Origin of the sequence: Kitasatospora sp. NPDC059722 (genome assembly GCF_042733235.1) — a bacterium.
In the GTDB taxonomy this organism is placed as follows: domain Bacteria; phylum Actinomycetota; class Actinomycetes; order Streptomycetales; family Streptomycetaceae; genus Kitasatospora.
In genome coordinates this window covers 55789-78761 of the sequence record NZ_JBHWGD010000041.1, presented here as the reverse complement: position 1 = coordinate 78761, position 22973 = coordinate 55789, and the positions used below count along the sequence as shown (strand labels likewise).

22 protein-coding genes and 2 pseudogenes are annotated in these 22973 nt (G+C 73.7%); 16 read left to right on the top strand and 8 right to left on the bottom strand.

Annotated elements, in window-relative coordinates; genetic code table 11:
• The first annotated feature begins 5 nt into the window (after nucleotides 1–5).
• Both hemG and hemQ read left to right on the top strand, forming a co-directional pair.
• Nucleotides 6–1439: a protoporphyrinogen oxidase gene (hemG, locus tag ACFV4F_RS25030; protein WP_380505526.1), complete on the top strand. Its 1434-nt coding sequence runs from the start codon at nucleotides 6–8 to the stop codon at nucleotides 1437–1439.
• Nucleotides 1436–2161 carry a hydrogen peroxide-dependent heme synthase gene (hemQ, locus tag ACFV4F_RS25025; RefSeq protein ID WP_329928538.1) on the top strand — a complete coding sequence of 242 codons (726 nt, stop codon included), beginning with the start codon at nucleotides 1436–1438 and terminating at the stop codon, nucleotides 2159–2161. The genes hemG and hemQ overlap by 4 nt, the downstream gene beginning before the upstream one ends.
• A 55-nt stretch (nucleotides 2162–2216) precedes the next feature.
• Here hemQ and ACFV4F_RS25020 read toward each other — a convergent pair whose 3' ends face one another.
• From ACFV4F_RS25020 to ACFV4F_RS25010, 3 genes and pseudogenes are all read right to left on the bottom strand, one after another.
• A complete protein-coding gene (locus ACFV4F_RS25020; RefSeq protein ID WP_380447882.1) occupies nucleotides 2217–2999 on the bottom strand; it encodes a TIGR04222 domain-containing membrane protein in 783 nt (260 codons plus the stop codon).
• Between the two features lie 69 nt (nucleotides 3000–3068).
• Nucleotides 3069–4187 carry a TIGR04222 domain-containing membrane protein gene (locus ACFV4F_RS25015; protein ID WP_380505523.1) on the bottom strand — a complete coding sequence of 373 codons (1119 nt, stop codon included), beginning with the start codon at nucleotides 4185–4187 and terminating at the stop codon, nucleotides 3069–3071.
• 28 nt (nucleotides 4188–4215) lie between these two features.
• Nucleotides 4216–5498: pseudogene (locus ACFV4F_RS25010) on the bottom strand (DUF692 domain-containing protein).
• Nucleotides 5499–5780: 282 nt separating this feature from the next.
• Here ACFV4F_RS25010 and ACFV4F_RS25005 point away from each other — a divergent pair.
• The 8 genes from ACFV4F_RS25005 to ACFV4F_RS24970 all read left to right on the top strand — a co-directional run bounded on the left by ACFV4F_RS25005 (nucleotide 5781) and on the right by ACFV4F_RS24970 (nucleotide 13253).
• Entirely contained in the window at nucleotides 5781–6707 is a 927-nt protein-coding gene (locus ACFV4F_RS25005; RefSeq protein ID WP_380447885.1) for a GNAT family N-acetyltransferase, read from the top strand.
• 134 nt (nucleotides 6708–6841) lie between these two features.
• A complete protein-coding gene (locus ACFV4F_RS25000) occupies nucleotides 6842–7570 on the top strand; it encodes a hypothetical protein (RefSeq protein ID WP_380505520.1) in 729 nt (242 codons plus the stop codon).
• Nucleotides 7571–7778: 208 nt separating this feature from the next.
• Nucleotides 7779–8798 carry an MBL fold metallo-hydrolase gene (locus ACFV4F_RS24995; protein ID WP_380505517.1) on the top strand — a complete coding sequence of 340 codons (1020 nt, stop codon included), beginning with the start codon at nucleotides 7779–7781 and terminating at the stop codon, nucleotides 8796–8798.
• Nucleotides 8799–8851: 53 nt separating this feature from the next.
• Nucleotides 8852–10660, top strand: coding sequence for an ATP-binding protein (locus ACFV4F_RS24990; RefSeq protein WP_380505514.1), 1809 nt, complete (start codon nucleotides 8852–8854; stop codon nucleotides 10658–10660).
• Entirely contained in the window at nucleotides 10657–11088 is a 432-nt protein-coding gene (locus ACFV4F_RS24985; protein WP_380444406.1) for a roadblock/LC7 domain-containing protein, read from the top strand. Before ACFV4F_RS24990 ends, ACFV4F_RS24985 begins: the two co-directional genes overlap by 4 nt.
• Nucleotides 11085–11438: a DUF742 domain-containing protein gene (locus ACFV4F_RS24980; RefSeq protein WP_380505511.1), complete on the top strand. Its 354-nt coding sequence runs from the start codon at nucleotides 11085–11087 to the stop codon at nucleotides 11436–11438. The genes ACFV4F_RS24985 and ACFV4F_RS24980 overlap by 4 nt, the downstream gene beginning before the upstream one ends.
• 70 nt (nucleotides 11439–11508) lie before the next feature.
• Nucleotides 11509–12066, top strand: a complete 558-nt coding sequence (locus ACFV4F_RS24975; RefSeq protein ID WP_359961171.1) for an ATP/GTP-binding protein — start codon at nucleotides 11509–11511, stop codon at nucleotides 12064–12066.
• The gene (locus ACFV4F_RS24970; RefSeq protein ID WP_380505508.1) at nucleotides 12063–13253 is read left to right on the top strand and encodes a cytochrome P450; all 1191 of its coding nucleotides are present in this window, start codon (nucleotides 12063–12065) and stop codon (nucleotides 13251–13253) included. Before ACFV4F_RS24975 ends, ACFV4F_RS24970 begins: the two co-directional genes overlap by 4 nt.
• Before the next feature lie 54 nt (nucleotides 13254–13307).
• On the opposite strand, the gene msrB is transcribed toward ACFV4F_RS24970, so the two are convergent.
• From msrB to ACFV4F_RS24950, 4 genes are all read right to left on the bottom strand, one after another.
• Complete coding sequence (gene msrB, locus ACFV4F_RS24965) at nucleotides 13308–13715, bottom strand: peptide-methionine (R)-S-oxide reductase MsrB (RefSeq protein ID WP_380444412.1); 408 nt, start codon at nucleotides 13713–13715, stop codon at nucleotides 13308–13310.
• 21 nt (nucleotides 13716–13736) lie between these two features.
• Nucleotides 13737–15119 (bottom strand): UDP-N-acetylmuramate--L-alanine ligase, encoded by a 1383-nt coding sequence (gene murC, locus ACFV4F_RS24960; RefSeq protein WP_380505537.1) that lies wholly within the window; start codon nucleotides 15117–15119, stop codon nucleotides 13737–13739.
• Nucleotides 15120–15269: 150 nt separating this feature from the next.
• On the bottom strand, nucleotides 15270–15731 hold the full coding sequence (locus ACFV4F_RS24955; RefSeq protein WP_380444414.1) for an indole-3-glycerol phosphate synthase: 462 nt from the start codon (nucleotides 15729–15731) through the stop codon (nucleotides 15270–15272).
• Between the two features lie 135 nt (nucleotides 15732–15866).
• Complete coding sequence (locus ACFV4F_RS24950) at nucleotides 15867–16652, bottom strand: pyrimidine reductase family protein (protein ID WP_380444415.1); 786 nt, start codon at nucleotides 16650–16652, stop codon at nucleotides 15867–15869.
• A 112-nt stretch (nucleotides 16653–16764) separates the two neighbouring features.
• Here ACFV4F_RS24950 and zapE point away from each other — a divergent pair, with 112 nt between their 5' ends.
• From zapE to ACFV4F_RS24920, 6 genes are all read left to right on the top strand, one after another.
• The gene (gene zapE, locus ACFV4F_RS24945; RefSeq protein ID WP_380505534.1) at nucleotides 16765–17811 is read left to right on the top strand and encodes a cell division protein ZapE; all 1047 of its coding nucleotides are present in this window, start codon (nucleotides 16765–16767) and stop codon (nucleotides 17809–17811) included.
• Nucleotides 17812–17871: 60 nt separating this feature from the next.
• A complete protein-coding gene (locus ACFV4F_RS24940; protein ID WP_380505505.1) occupies nucleotides 17872–18249 on the top strand; it encodes a type II toxin-antitoxin system RelE/ParE family toxin in 378 nt (125 codons plus the stop codon).
• On the top strand, nucleotides 18246–18554 hold the full coding sequence (locus ACFV4F_RS24935) for a helix-turn-helix domain-containing protein (RefSeq protein WP_380444421.1): 309 nt from the start codon (nucleotides 18246–18248) through the stop codon (nucleotides 18552–18554). The genes ACFV4F_RS24940 and ACFV4F_RS24935 overlap by 4 nt, the downstream gene beginning before the upstream one ends.
• A 44-nt stretch (nucleotides 18555–18598) precedes the next feature.
• On the top strand, nucleotides 18599–20689 hold the full coding sequence (gene uvrB / locus ACFV4F_RS24930; RefSeq protein ID WP_380444422.1) for an excinuclease ABC subunit UvrB: 2091 nt from the start codon (nucleotides 18599–18601) through the stop codon (nucleotides 20687–20689).
• Nucleotides 20690–20946: 257 nt separating this feature from the next.
• On the top strand, nucleotides 20947–21525 hold the full coding sequence (locus ACFV4F_RS24925; RefSeq protein ID WP_380444424.1) for a TerD family protein: 579 nt from the start codon (nucleotides 20947–20949) through the stop codon (nucleotides 21523–21525).
• 224 nt (nucleotides 21526–21749) lie between these two features.
• Nucleotides 21750–22727, top strand: coding sequence for a TerC family protein (locus tag ACFV4F_RS24920; RefSeq protein ID WP_380505503.1), 978 nt, complete (start codon nucleotides 21750–21752; stop codon nucleotides 22725–22727).
• A gap of 56 nt (nucleotides 22728–22783) precedes the next feature.
• Here ACFV4F_RS24920 and ACFV4F_RS24915 read toward each other — a convergent pair.
• Nucleotides 22784–22973: pseudogene (locus tag ACFV4F_RS24915) on the bottom strand (hypothetical protein); the annotation flags it as partial.

Sequence of the window (22973 nt, the reverse complement as noted above, 5' to 3'; positions counted from 1 at the left end):
GAGGCATGTCGGATGCACATGTCGTCGTCATCGGTGGCGGGATCGCGGGGCTGGCCGCGGCCGCGTTCCTCAGTGGGGCGGCCGGTGGGGGGCCGGCGCGGGCCCGGGTGACGTTGGTCGAGGCTTCGGGGCGGCTCGGGGGGAAGCTGCGCGGGGGCGAGGTCGGCGGGGTGCGGGTGGACCTCGGGGCCGAGTCGATGCTGGCGCGGCGGCCGGAGGCGGTCGAGCTCGCGCGGGCCGTCGGGCTGGCGGAGGCGCTGGAGCCGCCGACCACCGCGAAGGCCGCCATCTGGACCAGGGGCGCGCTGCGCCCGCTGCCGGGCGGGCAGGTCATGGGCGTCCCCGGGGACCTGGCGGCGCTGGCCGCGTCGCAGGTGCTGTCCGCCGACGGGCTGGAGCGGGCGCGGCACGAGGGCGCCACCGAGGTCGGAGACGACGTCGCGATCGGCCGGTACGTCGCCGACCGGCTCGGCCGCGAGGTGGTGGACCGGCTCGTCGAGCCGCTGCTGGGCGGCGTCTACGCCGGCCACGCGGACGAGATCTCGCTGCGCGCCGCCGTGCCGCAGCTGCTGTCGATCGCCCGCGGCGGCGGGTCGCTCGTCGAGGGGGTGCACGAGCTCGCCTCCCGGCCCCAGACCGTCGGCACGCCCGTCTTCCAGGGGCTGCAGGGGGGCCTCGGCACCCTCCCGGAGGCCGTCGCCGCGGCCTGTGCGAAGGCGGGCGTGGACCTCCGCACCGACACCGCCGTCGACGAGCTGCGTCGCACCCCCGGGGGCTGGCGCGTCGTGGCCGGCGGCGAGGTGCTCGCCGCGGACGCCGTCGTGCTGGCCGTCCCGGCGCCCGCCGCGGCCCGGCTGCTGCGCACGGAGGTGCCCGCGGCGGCGGCCGAGCTGGACACCGTCGAGTACGCGGGCATGGCCCTCGTCACCCTGGCGTTCCGCCGGGCCGACCTGGCCGAGGTGCCGTCCGGCAGCGGGTTCCTGGTGCCGCCGGTGGACGGGCGGCGGATCAAGGCGTCGACCTTCTCGTCCAACAAGTGGGGCTGGCTGGAGCGTTCGGCCCCCGACGCGTTCCTGCTGCGCACCTCGCTGGGCCGGCACCGCGAGGAGCAGGCGCTGGAGCTGGCGGACGAGGAGCTGGTGGCGCTCTCGCTCGCCGACCTCGGCGAGGCGATCGGGCTCACCGCGCGCCCGTACGACACCGCCGTCTCGCGCTTCGAGGCCGGCCTGCCGCAGTACCCGGTGGGCCACCTGGACCGGGTGGCCCGGATCCGGGCCGCGGTGGCCGGAGCCGGCGGCCTGGCGCTGTGCGGTGCCGCGTACGACGGCGTGGGGATCCCGGCGTGCATCGCCTCCGCGGCCACGGCCGTGGCGGCGCTCGACAGACTGTTGACCCCGGAGACCGGGGAAGGTTCCACGGAGAGGACAATGGGCGCATGACTGAGACCGTTGAGCGGCAGCCGGAGCAGCAGCCCGAGAAGAAGAAGGCGCGCGACCTGAACCAGGTCATCCGCTACACGATGTGGTCGGTGTTCAAGCTCGAGGGCGCCCTGCCCGAGGACCGCACCGCCCTGGCCGCCGAGGTGGACGAGCTGTTCGCCCAGCTGGCCGCGAAGGACGTGACCGTGCGCGGCACGTACGACGTGTCCGGTCTGCGCGCGGACGCCGACATCCTGGTCTGGTGGCACGCCGCCGACTCGGACGACCTGCAGGAGGCGTACAACCGCTTCCGCCGCACCGGCCTCGGCCGTCAGCTGGAGCCGGTCTGGTCGAACATGGCGCTGCACCGCCCGGCCGAGTTCAACAAGTCGCACATCCCGGCGTTCCTCGCCGACGAGCGCCCGCGCGACTACGTCTGCGTGTACCCGTTCGTCCGCTCCTACGAGTGGTACCTGCTGCCGGACGCCGAGCGGCGCGCGATGCTCGCCGAGCACGGCCAGATGGCCCGCGGCTACCCGGACGTCCGGGCCAACACGGTCGCCTCGTTCGCCCTCGGCGACTACGAGTGGCTGCTCGCCTTCGAGGCGGACGAGCTGCACCGCATCGTCGACCTGATGCGCGACCTGCGCCCGTCCCGCGCGCGCCTGCACGTGCGCGAGGAGGTGCCGTTCTTCACCGGCCGCCGCAAGCCGGTCAGCGAGCTGCTCAACGGCCTGGTCTGACCGGGCGCTCGACGAGGGAGGGGTCCGCTGCGGCGGGCCCCTCCCTCGTCGCACGTCACGTGCGGTGGGGGCGCAGGGCCGCGCGCAGGCGGGGGTCGGCGAGGGCGGCGGGGCCGTTCATGGCGACGGCGGTGAGGAGTTCGCGCTCCTCGTCGTCCCCGAGGCCGTGCTGGCGGGCCGGGCGCACCTCGCGCAGGACCTCCTGGCCGATCGGGGAGGCCCAGCGGGTGTACGGGTAGACGTCGACCCGGGCCATCAGCAGGGTGCCGGAGGTGAGCACCAGCGGCAGTGAGAACCAGGCGAGCGCGGCGAGGGCGTCGCCGTCGGTGAAGGACCCGACGGCGAGGGCGGCGGCGAGCAGGGCGAGGCTCAGCAGCAGCGCGTGCCGCACCTGGCGGACCACGACGACGGTGTTGCGCTGGATCAGCGCCGGGGTGGCCAGCCCGGCCAGCGAGAGCCGGGAGCCGATCTCCAGCACGGTCGGGTGCTCGCCCATCGCCCGGCGCAGCCCGTCGGTGCGGCACTGGCCGTCCGGGCCGACGGTGGCGATGACCGCCCGCTCCAGCCGGCTGCGGCCCTTGGGGTCCACGACGGTGGTCCAGCCGGTGTGGGCGAGGTGCAGCCGGCCGCGGCCGGCCATCAGGACGAGGGCGAGCTCGACGACCCGGTCCGGGCCGCCGGCCAGGTACGCCGTCTCGTAGAGCCCGATCCCGACGGCCTCCGGCGGGCGCAGCCCGTCCGGCCCGGCGAGGGCGTCGGCGGTGGCGGTCATCCGGACCAGCCGGAGGCAGGAGAGCACCGCGGCCACGCACGCCGGTATGAGGAACAGCAACCACATGGCCTTGTTGTATGCCGCCGCCGACGACCCGGGGAACGGCTTCCGGTGGCGCGATACCGAACTGTGACGTCAGGACCCGCAGCTGGAACCGCAACTCGACCCGCAGCTGGAGCCGCAGCTGGACGAGGACCCGCAGCTGTGGGACGAGCCGCAGCTGTGCGAGGAGGACGACCCGCAGCTGTGCGAGGACGACGATCCGCCGCTCGACGACCCGCACCCGGAGGACGTCCCGGTGTCCGAGGAGCCGCCGCACCAGGACACCGCGCCGCCGCACGACGACGAGTCGGACGAGCCCGACGAGTCGGACGCGTACGACGCCGAGCAGGAGGACCCCGAGCCCGACGACGACCCGCCGAACGCGCCCCGGGCCGCCGCCTGCTGCGCCACCGCCTGCTGGGCCGCCGCGCCGATCATCGCCTCCTGGAGCTCCTCGTTCGCCAGCTCCGCCCCCGCGACGGCCAGCCCGCCGAGCGCGAGCGCGCCGAGCACCTCGCCGCCGGTCGCGCGCGGGTACAGGCCGGAGCCGGGCGTCCACGGCTTGCCGGTGTTCATGAGCGAGAGCTGGCGCTGCCCGGCCGGGGTGATCCGGCCCTTGGCCGGGCGGGAGGCGAACAGGGTGACCAGGCCGAGTGCCAGCAGGACCACCGGGACCCACACGGCCGGCCGGTCGCCGCGCCCGTCGTCCAGGCCGGCGAGCACGAAGGAGAGCACGGTGAAGAGCACCACGGCGCCCACCGCGAGCCACAGCAGCCGGCGGGCCTTGCGGGCGTCCTTCAGCCGGTCGGGGTGGCGCAGCAGGCCGCGGTCGGCGAGCTCGTCGCCGAGGGCCTGGACGGCGGGGGAGCGCATCACGTCCGCGCGCAGCGGTCCGAGGTCGCGGCTGCCGGTCGGGCCGACGGCCGTCATGATCGCCTCGTCGACGGCGTCGTACGGCCGGTCGTGGGTGAGGGTGACGGTGCCGCCGCGGCTGACCACCGCGCGCTCGGCCAGGTGCATCCGGACGAGCGCGGTGTCGAAGACCCGGCCCGGGCCGCCGGCCAGGAACGCGGCGCTCAGCAGCGGGAGGCCGCCGCCGGGCAGGCCCTTCGGGTGCGGGACGTGCCGGACGCGCCGCCCGGTGTGGTCCACGTACAGGACGGCGGCCACCACGAGGATGGCGGGAACGATGAAGAAGCTGTTGTCCCACATGGGCTGATTCCCCCGAGAGTGAAGAGTGTTACCGGCGCCGCAGGGCCCGGCGCAGGCGGGCCAGCGGTCCCGGTGGACGGGCGGGTGCCGGGTGCAGCCACTGCTCCAGGGCGCGGCGGCAGTCGGCGGCCAGCGGGCGCGCGTGGGTGAGCGCCCACGCGGCGAAGGCCCGGGCGTCGGCCCGGTATCCGGCGGTCTGCGGGTGGGTGCGGGCGTAGGCGAGGAAGAGCGGCCCGTACCGCGGGCCGAGCTGCCGGGGCAGCTCGGGCGCGACGCGGGCGACGGTGTCCCGCCGCTTGGCGGCGAGGCCGGTGGACTGGGCGCGGACCTGCGCCGGGTCGAAGCCCGGCGGGACGGGTCCGCCGGCCACCAGGGCGGCCAGCAGTTCCTCCTGACGCCGTGCGAGCTCCTGCCGCGCCGTGGTGAGGTCGGCTGCGAGGCGTTCGGTCATGGTCGGATGCTCCCCTCCAGCACCCGGCGGATGGCGTCCAGTTCACCGGCCAGCTCGCTGGGCGGCGGGAAGGCGGCGTCCCGTTCGAGCAGGACGCCGGGCGGTGCGACCCGCGCGCACAGTGCGGCCAGCACCTCCAGCACCGGTTCGGTGACGGGGTGGGCGTGGGTGTCGTGCCAGACGCCGTCGACCATCGTGCCGCCCGCGACGTGCACGTAGGCGATGGACTCCAGCGGCAGGCGGTCGAGTTCGGCGGCCGGGTCGACGCCGAGGTTCACCCGGTTGGTGTGCAGGTTGGCGACGTCGATCAGCAGCCGTACGCCGGTGCGCTCGACGAGCTCGGCGAGGAACTGGCCCTCGGTCAGCTCGTCGTCCGGCCAGGCCAGCTGGGCGGCGATGTTCTCCAGCGCGAGCGGCACCGGGAGCTGGTCCTGGGCGATCCGCACGTTCTCGGCGATCACCCGCAGCGCGTCCCACGAGTACGGGACGGGCAGCAGGTGGCCCGCCTCCAGGCCGCCGGCCCGGACGAACGCCAGGTGCTCGCTGACCAGCGGCGAGTCCAGCGCGACGGCCGTCCCGGCGAGCCGGGCGAGGCGCTCGGGGTCGGGCCGGTCGGCGCCGCCGAGGCCGAGCGAGACGCCGTGCGGCACGACGGTGACGCCGCGCTCGCGCAGCACCGTCAGCGAGGCGGGCAGGTGGCCGGCGCAGACGTTCTCCGCGACGACCTCGACCCAGTCCAGGCCGGGCTGACGCTCCACCACGGTGTCGATCTCGCTGCGCCAGCCGAGGCCGACGCCCAGCCGGGGCGCGGGTGCCGGGCCGGCCGGGGCGCCGTCGCCGGAGGCCGCCCGGGTGGGCAGGTTCAGTGCAGGGGAAGTCATCGGTACGCCCCCTTCGGAGGGCCGGGGTGAGGGGCCGTCGGGTGGTGCGGGCGCCGTCGCCGGGACCGCCCGTGGGCCGTGTTGCCGAGAATGTCCCCGGGCAGGGTGGCTGCCAAGCCCCACCCGGTCTTCTCAGAGCATTATTTGAGCTTGTCGACGAGGGACTCTAACCCCCGATCCGATCCCTTCGCGCAGGTGGGGTGGCCTGCGCGCGGAAAATCCGGAGGCGCGGGACGGGAGCCGCGGATAGCGTGCGAACCCATGACTTCGAACGAACCGATGATCCGAGACTTCCGCCCCGCCGACGCCGAGGCGGTGGCGGCCGCCCACCGGGCCGGGCGCGAGCACCTGGTGTGGACCGCCGAGGCCCTGCTCTGGGCGAACGCCCGGCAGAACCCCGACGAGCACTTCCGCACCATCGTCGCCGAGTTGGACGGCCGGGTGGTCGGAGCGGTGCGCTGCGGGCTCACCCTCGGTACGTCGACCACCGGCCTCGGCCACGCCAACGGCAGCGTGCTGCCGGAGTTCCGCCGGCGCGGCGCGGCGACCGCGCTGCTGGCCGCGGCCGAACGGCACCTGGCCGCGCACGGGGTGACCGAACTGCACAGTTGGCTGGACGAGGAGCCCGACTCGCTGGCCTTCGCGGCCGCCCGCGGCTACGAGCTCGGGAGCGCGGCCCACTTCGGCGAGCGGGACCTGACGCTGCCGCTGCCCCCGGCGCCGGTGCGGCCGGCCGGCGTCGAGCTGCGCCCGGCCACCGACTGGGCCGACGATCCGCGCCCGCTGTTCCTGGTGGAGGCGGAGGCCATCCGGGACGAACCCGGCGAGGTGACGATGGACGCCCTGGACTACGAGGAGTGGTTGCAGGGCGACTGGGTCCGGCCCGACCTGGACCCGGCCCTGACGGTGGTCGCCGTGGTGGACGGCGTACCGGCGGCGTTCACCCTGGCGCAGACCGACGGGGCGGACCGCTACTGGTCCGCGTTCACCGCCTGCCGCCGGGAGTTCCGCGGCCGCGGCCTGAGCAAGCTGGCCAAGCTGGAGTCGCTGCGGCTCGCCGCGGCGGCGGGCTACCGGCACGCGTACACCAGCAACGACACGACCAACGCGCCGATGCTCGCGGTCAACGCCTGGCTGGGGTACCAGCGCTGCGCGGGGGAGCGCAAGGGGATCAAGCGCCTGGGGTGACCGTCCGTGCGCGGATCGTGACGCTCCGAATCGGCGCGAGTGGGGTATTTCCGGCCACGGGAGGGGACTTAACCAGGGCGCACAGTTCGTGGTCGAGTCTTCCTCCGGGGGATCAAATGGAGATCCTGCTCCAAGTGCTGATCGCATCGGTCCCGGCCGTGATCGGTTTCCTCGCGGCCCGCTCCCTCGCCCGTACCCGGCTGTTCCTGCGGTACGGCTTCCTCCGGGCGCTGCTCGCGCCGTACAGCCGGGTCCAGATCATCACCCCGAGCATCGAGGCCGCGGAGTTCGCCTTCGCCCGGGACGGCCTGCGGCTGACCGCCCGGGCGCCGAAGAACGTGCTGTTCATGCCGATGGCGGAGGCGAGGGCGATCGCCCAGCTGATCGACCTGCTCCGCAAGGTCAACCGGAAGGCGACGATCGAGCTGGTCGCGGCCGGCGCGCAGGATCCGCGGATGCCGACCTTCTCGATCGGCGGCCCGAGCGTGAACCCGTACACCGAGGGCGTGCTGGGCGCGGCGTTCCCGGACTTCCGCATCGAGTACCCGCAGGCGGCGCGGGCCCGGTGGGGCGGGATGACCTTCGAGGCGCTGTACAACGCGTCCGACGAGCTGATCCGGGACCACGGCTTCATCTTCGTGACCCGAACGCCCCGGCACGCGCCGTGCGTCGTGCTGTGCGGGGTGTTCGCGTTCGGCTCCGCGATGGCGGTGGAGGCGCTCGCGGGGGCGGGCCGGAAGTCGCCGCTGGCGGCGCTGTTCCGCTCGGGGGAGAAAGGATTCGTCGCGGTCGAGGGGCGGGTGATCGGCCTGGAGACGGTGGACGTGACGGTCGAGGTGTGCCGGATCCTGCCGCTGCCCTGACGTGGCCGCCCTGACGACGTTGCCCTGACGGCCGGGCCGCGTGGGCCGCGGCAGTTCGCGGTGTCCACGTACCGTCCCGCCGAGTGAGACGATTGGTCTCGACCAGATGGCACGAATCCGGACGGTTCGGGAGCGTCTGGGGCACGAACTCGCGGCGATCGCACAGGTTTTGCCCCGCTCCTGACACATCGTCGGCATAATCGCGCACATGACGATCAACCGTGCCTCCCTGAGCGCGATCGCCGACGACCTCCACGTGTGGCTTCCCCCGAAGCGGGGCTGGGGACTGGCGAACTGCGGGCTGCTGACCTCCCGGAAGACCGCGCTCTGGATCGACACCCCCTACGACCCGGCGCTGGCCTCGGAGTTCCTCGCCGCGAGCCGCCGGGTGCTGGCCGACGGCGTCACCGTCGACCGGGTGATCGTCACGCACGCCAACGGCGACCACCTCTGGGGAGCCGGCGTCGTCCCGGACGCCGAGGTGATCTCCACCCGCGAGGCCCTGGAGCACATCCACTACGAGCCCACCCCGCAGCAGCAGCACGCGCTCGTCGCGGGCGGCGACCCGGACTCCCCGCTCGGCGGCTACCTGCGCGAGCACTTCGGCGGCTTCGACTGGTCGCAGACCGAGCCGGTGCGCCCGGACACCGTCTTCACCGGCGAGCTCGAACTCACGGTGGGCGAGCACCCCGTGCACGTCATCGCCCTGCCCTCGGCCCACACCGGCGGCGACCTGATCGTCCACCTGCCGCACCGGCGCACGGTGTTCGCCGGCGACGTCATCTTCGGGTCGACCGCCCAGCAGCCCGGCGACCACCCCTCGCACTGGGCCGGCCCGCTGGAGAACATCGTCGCCGCGTGCGAGCGGATCCTCGACACCGGCGCCGAGACCGTCGTCCCCGGCCACGGCCCGGTGCTCGACCGCGACGGCGTCCGCGCCCACATCGCCTACCTCGCGTACGTCCGCGAGCGCACCCACGCGCTGCACACCGCAGGAATCCCCGCGCTGGACGCCGCCCGCCGGGTGATCGCCGAGCAGCGCCACCCCGAACTCGGCCTGCCCGAGCGGCTGGTGCTCACCGTCGCGGCCGAGTACCGGCACCTGGACGGCGGCGAGGCGCCGAACGTCCTGGAGGCCATGACCCAGGTCGCCCTCGTCGCGCGCGAGATCACCGAGGACTCCGTCCGCGCCCGGCGGCTCCTCCCCGACATCGGTTACCGGGACTGACCGGGCCCGGCCCGCCACCAGCCAGCCAGCAGGAAACCCCCCCGAGGACACCCATGACGCAGATCGCGCTGATCGCGCTGATCACCACGGTGCTGGCCGCCGCGACGGCGGGCGTGCTGGCCCGCGGCCGGGCCCGGGCCACCACCCGGGCGGCCGTCGCCGAGGAGCGCGCCCACGTCGCCGAGCAGCGCGCCCGCGCCGCCGAGGAACGGCTCGCCCGCGCCGAGCACCGGCTGCACGAGTCGGCCGTCGCCGCCCGCGAGGCCACCGACGAGGCCGAGGCCCGCTACCGGGCCGCGGAGGAGCGCACCCGCGACGCCGAACTGCGCGGCCGCGCCGCCGAGGACGCCGCCCGCGACGCGCGGGACGCCACCCGCGAGGCCGACGGCCGCACCGCCGCCGCCGACACCAGGGCCGCCGAGGCCGAGCGCCGCCTCGCCGTCGCCGAGGAGCGCGGCGCCGCCCTGCTCGCCGAGGTCCGCCACCTCGCCGACGAGCGCCTGCCCGCGACCGCGGTGCGGCTCAGCCACGTCAACGCCCCCGCCGTCGGCTCGCTGTCCGCGCAGGTCGTCGGCCCGGACGCGACCGAGGCCCTCCAGGCCGTCCTGGACGCCGCGGCCGGCGCCATCACCGACGAGCGCGAGCGGGTCGACGCCGCCGCCCGCGCCGCGATGCGCGGCGCCACCTCCAAGATCCAGACGCTGCTCTACCAGATCCAGAGCCTGGTCCAGCAGCTCCAGGACGACAACGACGACCCCCGGCTGCTGGAGGTCGACTTCCGCAACGAGGTCGCGCTGCGCCGGATCCAGACCGTCGCCGTCCTCTGCGAGGCCTGGCCCGGCCTCGCCCGCAGCGACTCCCCGCTCGCCGAGGTCGTCGTCGGCGCCCTCTCCCGGGTGCCCGGCTACGCCCGGATCAAGGTCGCCAACCACCTGCGGGAGAACCGCCTCGCCGTGGTCGCCCGCGCCGCCGAGCCGCTCGCCATCACCGTCGCCGAACTGCTCGCCAACGCCACCGCCTACTCGCACCCGGAGACCGACGTCCCGGTCACCGTCCAGCAGGGCGGCCGCGGCGCACTGGTGATCATCGACGACAGCGGCATCGGCATGGACGACGACCAGCTTCGCCGCGCCCGCCGCCTGCTGGCCGGCCCGCCCGACGTCCTGCTCACCGAGCTCGGCAACCCGCCCAAGACCGGCTTCGCGGTGATCGGCAAGCTCGCCCGCCAGTACGGCTTCTCCTGCCACATCGAGCCCTCGCCGTACGGCGGCATGCGGACGATCCTGCGCATCCCGGCCGCGCTCGTCACCGTCGTCGACGACGGGCAGCCGCTGTCGGTGCTCACCCCGCTGCCGCTGCGGGCCGGCGCCGGGCCCGCCCCCGCGCCCACCGTCCAGGCCGTCCCGCCGATGCGCGACGCGGGGGAGGACGCCGGACTGCCCCCGCTCGCCGACCGGCACCACCAGCCGGGCCCGCACCCGGCGCCCGCCATGCACGTCGTGCCGTCCGCCGCCGCCGGACGGCCCGTCGCGGGGCGGCCCGACACCGCCCGCCCCGGCGACGGCAGCGACCTGCCCAGCCGGCGCCGGCGCCAGCCCCTCGCCGCCCCCGCGGCCGGGCCCGCCGAGGCCCCCGCCCGTCCCGCCGGGCCCGGCCCGGCCGAGGACCCCGGGGCGCCCGCCCGCACCCCCGAGCGGGCCGCCCGGCACTGGAGCGCGCTCCAGCAGGGCACCGGCGAGGGCCGCGCCGCCGTGGCCGCCGCCGCCCGGGACGGTGCCACCCCGCCCCAGGGCGAACCCCCGTCCGCGGGCGCACCCCAGTCAGCGGGCGAAGGCCCCACCCCCGAAGGAGCCGCGCAGTGAGCAGCACGCCCAGCCCGACCGCCACCGACGAGATCTCGTGGGTGCTCACCCCGCTGCTGGAGCTCCCGGGGGTGCTGCACGCCGTCATCGCCACCGGGGACGGCCTCGTCGAGGGCGCCTCGGACGGGCTCGGCCGCGCCTCCGCCGAGCGGGTCGCCGCGATGACCGCCACCGTCCACGCCGCCGCCCGGGCCTTCACCAGCGCCTTCACCGACACCGCCCAGCCCCGGCTGGCCCAGACCGTCGTCGAGTCCGACCTCGGCTACGCCGTCGTCGTCCCGGCCGGGGAGAACACCTCGCTCGCCGTCTTCACCACGCCCGAGGCCCAGCTCGGCAACGTGGCCTACCAGATGCAGGTCCAGGTCGCCGCCCTGGGCCGCGCGCTCGCGAGCCCGGCCCGGCAGCCCGACGGCACACCCCGGTCATGACCGGCGTACCCCGCAGGCGGATGGTGCCCGCCTACCTCGCCACCGGCGGCCGCACCCGCCCCGGCAGCGCCGGCTTCGAGCGGCTGACCGTGCTGTACGCGGCCCGCACCGAACCGCCGCACGGGCTGGAACACGAACACGAACGGCTCTGGGAGCTGCTGCGCCCCGGCGCGCTGACCGTGGTGGAGGCCGCCGCGCACCTGCGCCTGCCGGTCAGCGCCACCGTCTTCCTCGCGGCCGATCTGGTCGAGGCGGGCTGCCTGAACGCCCGCGCGCCGATCCCGCGCGCCCAGCAGACCGACCGCTCCATCGTCGAGAGGCTCCTCGTTGGACTCCGCACGCTCCGGTAACCCGGCCCCCGGCGGCCCGGCCGACCGGCCCAGCCGGGTGGGCTACCTGCCCGACCCGGACCAGACGCTGATGAAGGTCGTCGTGGCCGGCCCGTTCGGGGTCGGCAAGACGACGCTCATCCGCACCCTCTCGGAGATCGCCACCCTGCACACCGAGGAGGCGATGACCGAGACCGGCCGCCCGGTCGACGACCTCGCCGACCTGCCGGAGAAGACCACCACCACGGTCGCCGTCGACTTCGGCCGGCTCACCCTGCCCGGCAACGTCGTGCTCTACATGTTCGGCACCCCCGGCCAGCGCCGCTTCTTCCCGCTCTGGCAGGACATCGCCCGCGGCGCCCTCGGCGCCCTGGTGCTCGCCGACACCCGCCGGCTCGCCGACTCCTTCGAGATCATGGACATGGTCGAGGAGCAGGGCCTGCCCTACGCCGTCGCCGTCAACGGCTTCCCGGACGCGCCCGTCCACTCCGTCGAGGTCCTGCGCGCCCACCTCGACCTGCACCCCGACACCCCGCTCGTGCTCTGCGACGCCCGCGAGCGCGGCGCCAGCCTCGACGCGCTGATCGCGCTCACCGAGCACGTCCTGCACGGCCTGCCGGCCGGCCCGGACCCCCAGGAGGGACCGTGACCACCGAGACCCGACCGACGCCGATCTACGGACCGGTGTTCGCCGCCGACCCGCACCTGGTCTACGACCGGCTGCGCCGCCACGGCGCCGTCGCCCCGGTCGAGGTCGCGCCCGGCGTGGAGGGCCTGCTCGTCACCGACTACCAGGCCGCGCTGGACCTCCTGCGCGACACCGACACCTTCTCCAAGGACTCCCGGGCCTGGCAGCGGACCGTCCCGCCGGACTCCCCGCTCCTGGTCGTGCTCGGCTACCGCCCCACCGCCCTGTTCAGCGACGGCGAGGTCCACGACCGCTACCGCGCGGTGATCACCGACGGCCTCAGGCTGCTCGAACCGCACGTGCTCCAGCGCCGCGTCGGCGAGGTCGCCCACCGGCTGATCGACCGCTTCGAGGCCGCCGGCACCGCCGACCTCATCGCCGAGTACGCCCGCCAGCTGCCGGTCTTCGTCTTCAACACGTGGTTCGGCGTGCCCGAGGAGCACAGCGACCGCCTGGTGGCCGGCATCTCCAAGATGATCGAGTCCACCGAGAAGGCCGTGGCCGCCTACGGGGACCTCCTCGCCGTGGTCACCGAGATGGTCGCCGACCGGCGCCGGCGCCCCCGGCACGACCTCACCTCCTGGTTCGTCACCCACCCGGCCGGGCTGGACAACGACGAGGTGATCCGGCAGATCACCCTGACCATGATCGCCGGGCACGAGCCGACCACCAACCTGATCGGCAACGCCCTGCTGCGCCTGCTCACCGACGAGCGCTACGCCGGCTCGCTGTTCGGCGGCGCGATGACCGCCTACCAGGCGATCGACGAGGTGCTGTGGCACGAGCCGCCGCTGGCCAACCTGTCGGCGCACTACCCGCGGTACGACATCACCTTCCACGGCCGCGAGATCAAGGTCGGCACGCTGATGCTGGTCTCCTACGCGGCGGCCAACAACCAGGCGGCGCCGCCGACCGACGGCGCCGAGCTGCGCAGCGGCGAGAGCGCCCACCTGGCCTGGGCGGCGGGCCCGCACGCCTGCCCGGCCCGGGACCCGGCCCTGCTGATCGCGATCTCGGCGATCGAGCAGCTGACCAGCCGGCTGAGCGACCTCGAACTCACGCTGCCCACCCAGGACTTGCTCTGGCGCCCGGGGCCCTTCCACCGCGCCCTGGTGAACCTGCCGGTCCGCTTCGCCCCGGTCGTCTGACCACGCGAAGGGCCCGGACATCCGCGTACGGACGTCCGGGCCCTTCGCGGACGGTCAGTCCTCGACCGGCTTCAGCGTCAGCGAGACGCTGTTGATGCAGTAGCGCTGGTCGGTCGGCGTGCCGTAGCCCTCGCCCTCGAAGACGTGTCCGAGGTGCCCGCCGCAGCGCGCGCACCGCACCTCGACTCGGCGCATGCCGAGCGAGGTGTCCTCGATGTACTGGACCCGGTCCCCGGCCAGCGGCGCGTAGTACGAGGGCCAGCCGCAGTGGCTGTCGAACTTCGTGGTGGAACTGAACAGCTCGGTGCCGCAGGCCCGGCAGGCGTAGACGCCGACGGTCTTGGTGTCGGTGTACTCGCCGGTGAAGGGGCGCTCGGTGCCCGCCTCGCGGAGCACGTGGTACTCCTCGGGGCTGAGCTGCTCGCGCCACTCGGCCTCGGTCTTCTCGATCTCGTAGCTCATCACGGCTCCCGTCGGCGTGCGTCAGACGTTGGAGGCAACGTTCGCGAGGTGCTTGATGATTTCCGGCCCGAGGTTGGTGACGTCCCCGGCGCCCATCGTGAGCACCAGGTCGCCCGGGCGGGCGAGGCCGGCCAGCACGGCGGGGGCGGCGGCGAAGTCGTGCTCGGCGGTGACCTCGGCGCCGGCCCGGTGGGCCGCGTCGATGATCAGCTCGCTGGTCACGCCCGGGATCGGGTCCTCGCGGGCCGGGTAGATGTCCAGCACGACCGAGGCGTCGGCCAGCGCGAGCGCCTGCCCCATCTCCTCGGCGAGCTGCTGGGTGCGGCTGAACAGGTGCGGCTGGAAGACCACCAGGACGCGGCCCTCGGCGGCCCCGCGGATCGCCTCCAGGTCGGCGGCCATCTCGGTCGGGTGGTGGGCGTAGGAGTCGATCACCTGGACGCCGCCCGCCTCGCCCTTGAGCTGGAGCCGGCGGCGCACCCCGGTGTAGGCGCCGAGCGCCTTGGCCAGGTCGGCGGCCGGCACGCCGAGCGCGACGCCCGCGGCCAGCGCGGCGACGGCGTTGTGCGCGTAGTGGCGGCCGGGCACCGAGACCGTGAAGGTCAGCTCGGCGCCGTCCAGCAGGACGGTGACCTCGCTGGTCATGCCGCGGGCGACCACCGACAGGACGCGCAGGTCGGCGTCCTCGGCGGCGCCGACGGTGACGACGTTCAGGCCCTCGCGCGCGGCGACCCGGGCGGTGAGCTCGCGGGCGCCGTCGTGGTCGGCCGAGACGACCAGGGTGCCGCCCGGGGTGATCCGGCCGACGAAGGTCTCGAACGACTCGTGGATCTCCTCGATCGACGCGTAGTTGGCGTGGTGGTCGAGCTCCACGTTGAGCACGATCGCCACCTCGGGCGCGTACTTGTGGAAGCTGCGGTCGCTCTCGTCGGCCTCGGCGACGAAGATCTCGCCGGTGCCGTGGTGGGCGTTGGAGCCCGGCGCGTCGAGGTCGCCGCCGATCGCGTAGGACGGGTCCAGGCCGAGCTCGCCGAGGGCGACGGCGAGCATGCTCGTGGTGGTGGTCTTGCCGTGGGTGCCGGCGACGGCCAGGGCGCGGCGCCCGCCCATCAGCGCGGCCAGCGCGTCGGAGCGGTGCACCACGGGGATGCCGCGCTCGCGGGCCGCGGCCAGCTCCGGGTTGTCGGCGCGGATCGCGCTGGAGACGACCACGCTGCTGGTGCCGTCCGGCACGTGCTCGGCCGCGTGGCCGACGTGGACGGTCGCGCCGAGGGCGCGCAGGGCGAGGACGGTCTCCGACTCCTTGGAGTCGCTGCCGGAGACGCTGGCACCGCGCACCGCGAGGATCTTCGCCAGGCCGGACATGCCGGCGCCGCCGATGCCGATGAAGTGCGGGGCGTGCAGGTCGTGCGCGGCGTCGTTCAAGGCGGGGCTCCGTTGGGGCGGGGGCTGGGTGGGCGGGCGGGCGCTGCCCGCGGGGGCGACGTGCGAATCGTCCTCGCGGACGGACCGCAAGGACGATTCTGCACCAAGGTCGGGGTCGGGTCGGTCGGCTCAGGAGTCGCTGGCGAACAGCCGCAGCACCGGGACGCCGACCTTGTGCCGGGCCTGCGAGGCCCAGTCCCGGTGGAAGAACTCCTCGACGAAGTGCGGGGAGGTGAGCACGACGACCTCGTCGGCGTCCTGGTCGCGCACCACCGCCTTCAGGCGCTCCAGCGGCTTGTCCTCGACCAGCTCGCCGACCGCCTCGGCGCCGGCCCGGCGCAGGTGGCGCAGGCTGTGTTCGAGCGACTCGGACGCCACCGTCGGCCCGCTCTCGGACTCGTCGTGCTCGTGCACCACCTTGTCCAGGTGGCCGAGGGCGACGTCGTCCAGCGCCCGCAGCAGCTCGTCCTGCCGGCCGCGCGGCTGCATCAGGACGACGAAGGAGACCTTCTCGTCGCTGTGGAGCGTGGTGACGAGCTCCACGTCCGCGTCGGAGAGCGCCTTTTCGATCATCAGTACCGTCTTGAACACGTGAGTCCCTTCCAGTGGCCGGCCCCCGGGCCCCGGCATCGCATCCCATAGTGCCCGGCGGAAGCTTTCGGCTCGCTGCTCACCCGGCACGCGGGCCGCGCGGACGAAAGGCCCCCAAGGGGAACGGGATCGCGATCAGGGGGTCACGGGGTCATCCGAACGCAGGTGACGCAGGTAGCGGGTGAAGAGGAATCCTTTCTGCTCGATCAATGAGACCAGCCGCATCGTCCGCACGTCAGGCATTTCCGCATCGTGGATGATGCGCGGCGCGTCGCCGCCCGTGATCAACGGGGCCAGCGACAGGCACAACTCGTCCAGCAGGCCCGCCGCCGCCAGCTGTCCCAGCAGGCGCGGGCCGCCCTCGGTCAGCAGCCGCGTCCAGCCCCGCTCCACCAGGGCGGACACGCCCGCGCGCAGGTCCACCGAACCCTGCCCGGCCGACACCAGGTCGGCCACCGCGGCCACCGCCCGGCGGCGCTCGGCCGGGGCGTCCTCGGTGGTGATCACCACCGTCCGGACCAGCGGCTCGGTGAACAGCGGCGCGTCCAGGTCCAGCGCCAGCGACCGGCTCACGATCGCGATCGCCGGGGCCGGGGCCTGGCCGGCCGCCGCCCGCGCCGCCGCGAACTCGGCCCGGGCCCGGGCCGGGCGGTAGCCCTCCGCGCGGACCGTCTCGGCCCCCACCAGCACGACGTCCGACAGCGCGCGCAGCACCCCGAAGATCCGCTTGTCCGCGTCCCCGGAGAGGCCCTCGGACAGGCCGTCGAGCTTCGCGCCGCCGTCCAGTCCGGCCACCATGTTGGCGCGCAGCCACGGCCGGCCCCGATTCACCTGGTCGGGGTACGCGTAGAGGGCGGCGAGCGACTCCAGCGAGCCCGGGTCGGCGACCGGCTCGGTCAGCGGGCTGATCAACAGGTGCATACCGCCAGTGTTCCACCGGCCGCCCCCGGCGCGGGGTCGGAGGGGCCCGGGAGCAGGCGTACCCTCTACTAACGTGCCCGCAGCTCCCCGCCCCGCCACCGCGACCGAATCCATAGCCGCCGCGCCCGCGCCCGGCGCCCCGGTCGCGCTGACCGACCGCCGCCCCGTCGTGCCCGCCGAGCGCCTGGTCGCCGAGATGGTCCCCCCGCCCCGGTTCGCCGAGGTGAGCTTCGGGACGTACATCCCGGACCAGACCCAGCCGAGCCAGTACGAGGCCGTCCAGGTCCTGGAGCAGTTCGCCGGCACCCTCGGCGCGGGAAACGGTTCCGCGCCCAAGCGCGGCTGGTTCCGCCGCAGCGCCCCCGCGCCCACCGGCCCGGCCGGCGTCTACCTCGACGGCGGCTACGGCGTCGGCAAGACCCACCTGCTCGCCTCGCTGTGGCACTCCGCCCCCGGCCCCAAGGCCTTCGGCACCTTCGTCGAGCTGACCAACCTGGTCGGCGCGCTCGGCTTCCAGCAGGCCGTCCGGACCCTCTCCGGGCACACGCTGCTGTGCATCGACGAGTTCGAGCTCGACGACCCGGGCGACACCGTCTTGGTCTCCACCCTGCTCGGGCGCCTGGTCGACAACGGCGTCAAGCTCTGCGCCACCTCGAACACGCTGCCGGAGAAGCTCGGCGAGGGCCGCTTCGCCGCCGCCGACTTCCTGCGCGAGATCCAGGGGCTGTCCGCGCACTTCCGCCCGATGCGGATCGACGGCCAGGACTACCGCCACCGCGGCCTGCCGGACGCCCCGCCGCCCTACCCGGACGAGACCGTCGACGCCGTCGCCGCGCGCACCCCCGGCGCCTCCCTCGACGACTTCGACGCCCTCCTCGCCCACCTCTCCGCCGTCCACCCCAGCCGCTACGGCGCCCTGCTGGACGACGTCACCGCGGTCTGCCTGCGCGGCGTGCACCAGGTCGACGACCAGTCCACGGCACTGCGCCTGGTCGTCCTCGCCGACCGCATGTACGACCGCGAGCTGCCCATCACGGCCTCCGGCCTGCCCTTCGACCAGGTCTTCCCCGAGGACATGCTCCGCGGCGGCTACCGCAAGAAGTACCTGCGAGCGGTCTCCCGCCTCGTCGCCCTCGCCCGGGACAGCGCGAAGAGCTGAGCCCGTAACCTCTCCCCCTCGCCCGACCGTTGTTCCAGCGGCGGAGCAAGGGGGAGAGACGTGACAGGTGCGGGGTCCCGGGCGGGCCACACGATCGAGATCGAGCCCGAGGTTCGGGTGTGGCTCCAGAATTGCTCGATCGCGGAGTACCGTGCAGCCGAGCGTGCCGCCGACCGACTCGCGGACGACGGCGAGATGCTGCCGTTCCCCCTCGCGAGCCACCTGGGCGGGCCGCTGCGGGAGCTGCGCATCGGACCCATGCGCATCACGTACTGGCTCGCACCGGGTCGGAGGGCTGTGCTGCTGACGGTCTTCCGCAAGACTAGGAACCGCGAGACCGATCAGGTCGAGCGGGCACAGCGCGCCCAGAAGGTCTGCGAGGCGGAGCACCTGCCGGCCGCCGACCACGAGGTCTACGACCGGGAGGAGCAGCGATGAGTAGCGGCTACCACACCCGCTGGACCGTGCCGCCGGAGCACCGGGACACCGAGGAGTACCGGGCGGCCGGGCGGCGGATGGCGCTGGCCGAGGCCGTGTACGCCCGTCGCGCCGCGCTCGGCTGGAGCCCGGCCCGGCTCGCCGAGCGGGCCGGGCTGGACGTGGAGACGGTCGAGAGCATCGAGGAGAGCGGGGTGGATCCGACGCTGCCGCTGATCGAACGGCTGGCCGCCGCCTTCGACTCGACGGTCCGCATCGACCCGGCCCACGAGCCGGCCATGAGGTTCGAGGCCCACGCGGCCTGAACGAACCGGCACCGCTTGTCGGTGGTGGGTCGTACGGTGGACACGTGCGACCCATCACGAGTATTGAGCGGTCAGTGGCGCCCTTCGAGGTCGTCAGTCCCTTCCAGCCCAACGGGGACCAGCCGGCGGCGATCGCCGAGCTGGAGCGGCGGATCACGGGCGGGGAGAAGGACGTCGTCCTGCTCGGCGCCACCGGCACCGGCAAGTCGGCCACCACGGCCTGGATGATCGAGAAGCTGCAGCGGCCCACCCTGGTGATGGCGCCGAACAAGACGCTGGCCGCCCAGCTGGCCAACGAGTTCCGCGAGCTGCTCCCGAACAACGCGGTCGAGTACTTCGTCTCGTACTACGACTACTACCAGCCCGAGGCGTACGTCCCGCAGACGGACACCTACATCGAGAAGGACTCCTCGATCAACGAGGAGGTCGAGCGGCTGCGGCACTCCGCGACGAACTCGCTGCTCACCCGCCGGGACGTGATCGTGGTCGCGTCCGTCTCCTGCATCTACGGCCTCGGCACGCCGCAGGAGTACGTCGACCGGATGGTGCCGCTCAAGGTCGGCCAGGAGATCGACCGGGACGTGCTGCTGCGCCGCTTCGTCGACATCCAGTACGCGCGCAACGACGTCGCCTTCACCCGCGGCACCTTCCGGGTGCGCGGCGACACCATCGAGATCTTCCCGGTCTACGAGGAGCTCGCGGTCCGGATCGAGATGTTCGGCGACGAGATCGAGGCGCTGTACACCCTGCACCCGCTCACCGGCGAGATCATCAGCCAGGACGACTCGGTCTACGTCTTCCCCGCCTCGCACTACGTGGCCGGCCCCGAGCGCATGGAGCGGGCCGTCGCCGGCATCGAGACGGAGCTGGAGCAGACGCTCGCCCGGCTGGAGAAGCAGGGCAAGCTGCTGGAGGCCCAGCGGCTGCGGATGCGCACCACCTACGACATCGAGATGCTGCGCCAGATCGGCACCTGCTCGGGCGTCGAGAACTACTCGATGCACTTCGACGGCCGCGAGCCCGGCTCCCCGCCGAACACGCTGCTGGACTACTTCCCCGAGGACTTCCTCCTCGTCATCGACGAGTCGCACGTCACCGTCCCGCAGATCGGCGCGATGTACGAGGGCGACGCCTCGCGCAAGCGCACGCTGGTCGAACACGGCTTCCGGCTGCCGTCCGCGATGGACAACCGCCCGCTGAAGTGGGAGGAGTTCCTCGGCCGGATCGGCCAGACGGTGTACCTGTCGGCCACCCCGGGCGCGTACGAGCTGTCCCGCGGCGACGGCCAGGTCGAGCAGATCATCCGCCCGACCGGCCTGATCGACCCCGAGGTGATCGTCAAGCCGACCGAGGGCCAGATCGACGACCTGGTGCACGAGGTCCGCAAGCGGGTCGAGCGCGACGAGCGCGTCCTGGTCACCACGCTGACCAAGAAGATGGCCGAGGACCTCACCGACTACATGCTCGGCCTGGACATCCGGGTCCGGTACCTGCACAGCGACGTGGACACCCTGCGCCGCGTCGAGCTGCTGCGCGAACTGCGGGCCGGGCGGTACGACGTGCTGGTCGGCATCAACCTGCTCCGCGAGGGCCTCGACCTGCCCGAGGTGTCCCTGGTGGCGATCCTGGACGCGGACAAGGAGGGCTTCCTGCGCTCCGGCACCTCGCTGATCCAGACGATCGGGCGCGCCGCCCGGAACGTCTCGGGCCAGGTGCACATGTACGCGGACAAGATCACCCCCGCGATGGAGAAGGCCATCGACGAGACGAACCGCCGCCGCGACGTCCAGCAGGCCTACAACAAGAAGCACGGGATCGACCCGCAGCCGCTGCGCAAGAAGATCGGCGACATCCTCGACACCCTCGCCCGCGAGGACGTCGACACCGACGAGCTGCTCTCCAGCGGCTACCGGGGCCAGGGGAAGGGCAAGGCCCCGGTGCCGGCGCTGGGCAGCGAGCGCAAGCCCGCCAAGTCGATGCCGGCCGCCGAGCTGGCGGAGCTGATCCAGGAGATGACCGACCGGATGCACGCGGCCGCGGCCGACCTCCAGTTCGAGGTCGCGGCCCGGCTGCGCGACGAGGTCAAGGAGCTCAAGAGGGAGCTGCGCCAGATGCGGGAGGCCGGGGTCGCCTGAGGCGCGGCCCGGGCACCGTCGGCCCTGGCCGGTTCGGCACCGGTCAACGCCGACGGTGTCTCAGCCTTGCCACAAACCGGCGAACGCTTGGGGTTCGCGGGTGCCGCAGGCCCTAGGCTGGCCTGCGGCATTCGCGCTCCCGGGACGGAGTGGCGGGCCGGAAGACGAGGGGGCCTCAGCCGGGGGACGGCGACGGGGTGTTCCAGCAGGGAGCCGCGCGCGGACCGGGCGCGCGGCCGGGCAGAGAGGACAACGTCGTGTCGGTGAGTCTTGCCAAGGGCCAGAAGGTCAGCCTCCAGAAGGGCTCGGGCGGTGAGCTGACCGTGGTCCGGATGGGCCTCGGCTGGCAGGCCGCGCCCAAGCGGGGCCTGTTCGGCACCCGCACCCGGAAGATCGACCTGGACGCCTCGGCCCTGCTGTACGCCGAGCGGACGCCCTCCGACGTCGTGTTCTTCCAGCACCTGGAGTCCACCGACGGCTCGATCCGGCACACCGGGGACAACCTGGAGGGCGGCTCGGGCACGGACGACGACGAGGCGATCCTGGTCGACCTGCTGCGCGTGCCGGCGCACATCACCCAGGTCGTCTTCACGGTGAGCTCCTACACCGGCCAGACCTTCGCCGAGGTCCGGAACGCGCACTGCCGCCTGGTGGACGAGACGACCGGGGTGGAGCTGGCCCGCTACGAGCTCGCCGGGGGAGGGCCGCACACCGGCCAGATCATGGCGAAGGTCTTCCGCGACGGCTCCGGCGGCTGGGCCATGCAGGCGATCGGCGCCCCGGCCCGCGGGCGGACCTTCCAGGACCTGCTCCCGGCGATCGAGCCGTTCCTCTGATCCTTCCGACCTCGCCCTGTTCTTTACCTTCTTTACCCTTCCTTGCCGCTCCTGTTACTCTCGATGGCAGCGGAGGGGAGTATTCCTCGTAGCAGTAGCCCCGTCATCACGGGCGCCCGTCGCGGCGCCCCGGGGCACTGGTCCGGCCCGGGCGCGTCCCGGCGGGCGGAAGAGACCTCCGGCAGTGACGATGACCGTCTCGCCTAGCTGCCGGAGGAGCAGTAATGGACGTTTCCGTAGCCATGTGGGTCACCACGGTCGGTGTGCTGATCGCACTGATCGTGGCGGACTTCTTCATCGGAGGGCGAAAGCCGCACGAGGTCTCGGTCAAGGAGGCCGGGATCTGGACCGTGGTCTGGGTCGTGCTGGCGGTGCTCTTCGGCGGCTTCCTCTGGTGGCACTCCGGCGCGCAGCCGGCCGGTGAGTTCTTCGCCGGCTACATCACCGAGAAGTCCCTCAGCGTCGACAACCTCTTCGTGTTCATCCTGATCATGGGCAAGTTCGCGGTGCCCAGGGTCTACCAGCAGCGCGTGCTGATGTTCGGCGTGATCATCGCGCTGGTGCTGCGGGCGGTGTTCATCGCCGGCGGCGCGGCCCTCGTGACGCAGTTCTCCTGGGTGTTCTTCATCTTCGGCGGCTTCCTGATCTGGACCGCCTGGAAGCTGATCAAGGAGGCGCGGGCCGACGAGGAAGAGGAGGAGTTCGAGGAGAACCGCCTGCTCAAGTCCATCGAGCGGCGCTTCCCGTCGACCGACAAGTACCACGGCACCAAGCTCTTCGTCCGGGAGAACGGCCGCCGGCTGATGACCCCGATGCTGATCGTCATGCTGGCGATCGGCACCACGGACGTGCTGTTCGCGCTGGACTCGATTCCGGCCATCTTCGGCCTGACCCAGGACCCGTACATCGTGTTCACCGCCAACGCCTTCGCGCTGATGGGCCTGCGCCAGCTGTACTTCCTGATCGGTGGCCTGCTGAAGAAGCTGGTCCACCTGTCGTACGGCCTGTCGGTGATCCTCGGCTTCATCGGCGTGAAGCTGGTGCTGCACGCGCTGCACGAGGCCGGCGTGCACGTGCCGGAGATCGGCATCCCGTTCTCGCTGGGCTTCATCGTGGTGGTGCTGGCCGTCACCACGGTGACCAGCCTGACGGCCTCGAAGAAGCAGGAGCGGGCGGCCGAGCGCGAGAAGCTCGACGCCTGACCGAGAAGTTGAATGGGTTGAGCCCCGCCGCCGGATGCAGCATCCGGCGGCGGGGCTCAGTGCTGCGGGCGTCGACCGTACTCGGAGACCCAGCGCGAACCGAGCAGCACGATGTCGGCCGTCTCGACCGGACGGCCGGTGGCCTGGTCGTAGTAGGTGCGCTCGATCGCCATCACCGGGACGGCGGGTGGCGGGGCCCGGGGCGGGGGGGCCGCTGCGGGCCCGCGCCGGGGGGGCGGTTCACCG

Coding starts and splice junctions, on each gene's coding strand:
- hemG (WP_380505526.1), top strand. CDS start 6: ATGTCGGATGCACATGTCGTCGTCATCGGTGGCGGGATCGCGGGGCTG.
- hemQ (WP_329928538.1), top strand. CDS start 1,436: ATGACTGAGACCGTTGAGCGGCAGCCGGAGCAGCAGCCCGAGAAGAAG.
- ACFV4F_RS25020 (WP_380447882.1), bottom strand. CDS start 2,999: ATGTGGTTGCTGTTCCTCATACCGGCGTGCGTGGCCGCGGTGCTCTCC.
- ACFV4F_RS25015 (WP_380505523.1), bottom strand. CDS start 4,187: ATGTGGGACAACAGCTTCTTCATCGTTCCCGCCATCCTCGTGGTGGCC.
- ACFV4F_RS25005 (WP_380447885.1), top strand. CDS start 5,781: ATGACTTCGAACGAACCGATGATCCGAGACTTCCGCCCCGCCGACGCC.
- ACFV4F_RS24995 (WP_380505517.1), top strand. CDS start 7,779: ATGACGATCAACCGTGCCTCCCTGAGCGCGATCGCCGACGACCTCCAC.
- ACFV4F_RS24990 (WP_380505514.1), top strand. CDS start 8,852: ATGACGCAGATCGCGCTGATCGCGCTGATCACCACGGTGCTGGCCGCC.
- ACFV4F_RS24980 (WP_380505511.1), top strand. CDS start 11,085: ATGACCGGCGTACCCCGCAGGCGGATGGTGCCCGCCTACCTCGCCACC.
- ACFV4F_RS24975 (WP_359961171.1), top strand. CDS start 11,509: ATGAAGGTCGTCGTGGCCGGCCCGTTCGGGGTCGGCAAGACGACGCTC.
- msrB (WP_380444412.1), bottom strand. CDS start 13,715: ATGAGCTACGAGATCGAGAAGACCGAGGCCGAGTGGCGCGAGCAGCTC.
- ACFV4F_RS24950 (WP_380444415.1), bottom strand. CDS start 16,652: ATGCACCTGTTGATCAGCCCGCTGACCGAGCCGGTCGCCGACCCGGGC.
- ACFV4F_RS24935 (WP_380444421.1), top strand. CDS start 18,246: ATGAGTAGCGGCTACCACACCCGCTGGACCGTGCCGCCGGAGCACCGG.
- ACFV4F_RS24920 (WP_380505503.1), top strand. CDS start 21,750: ATGGACGTTTCCGTAGCCATGTGGGTCACCACGGTCGGTGTGCTGATC.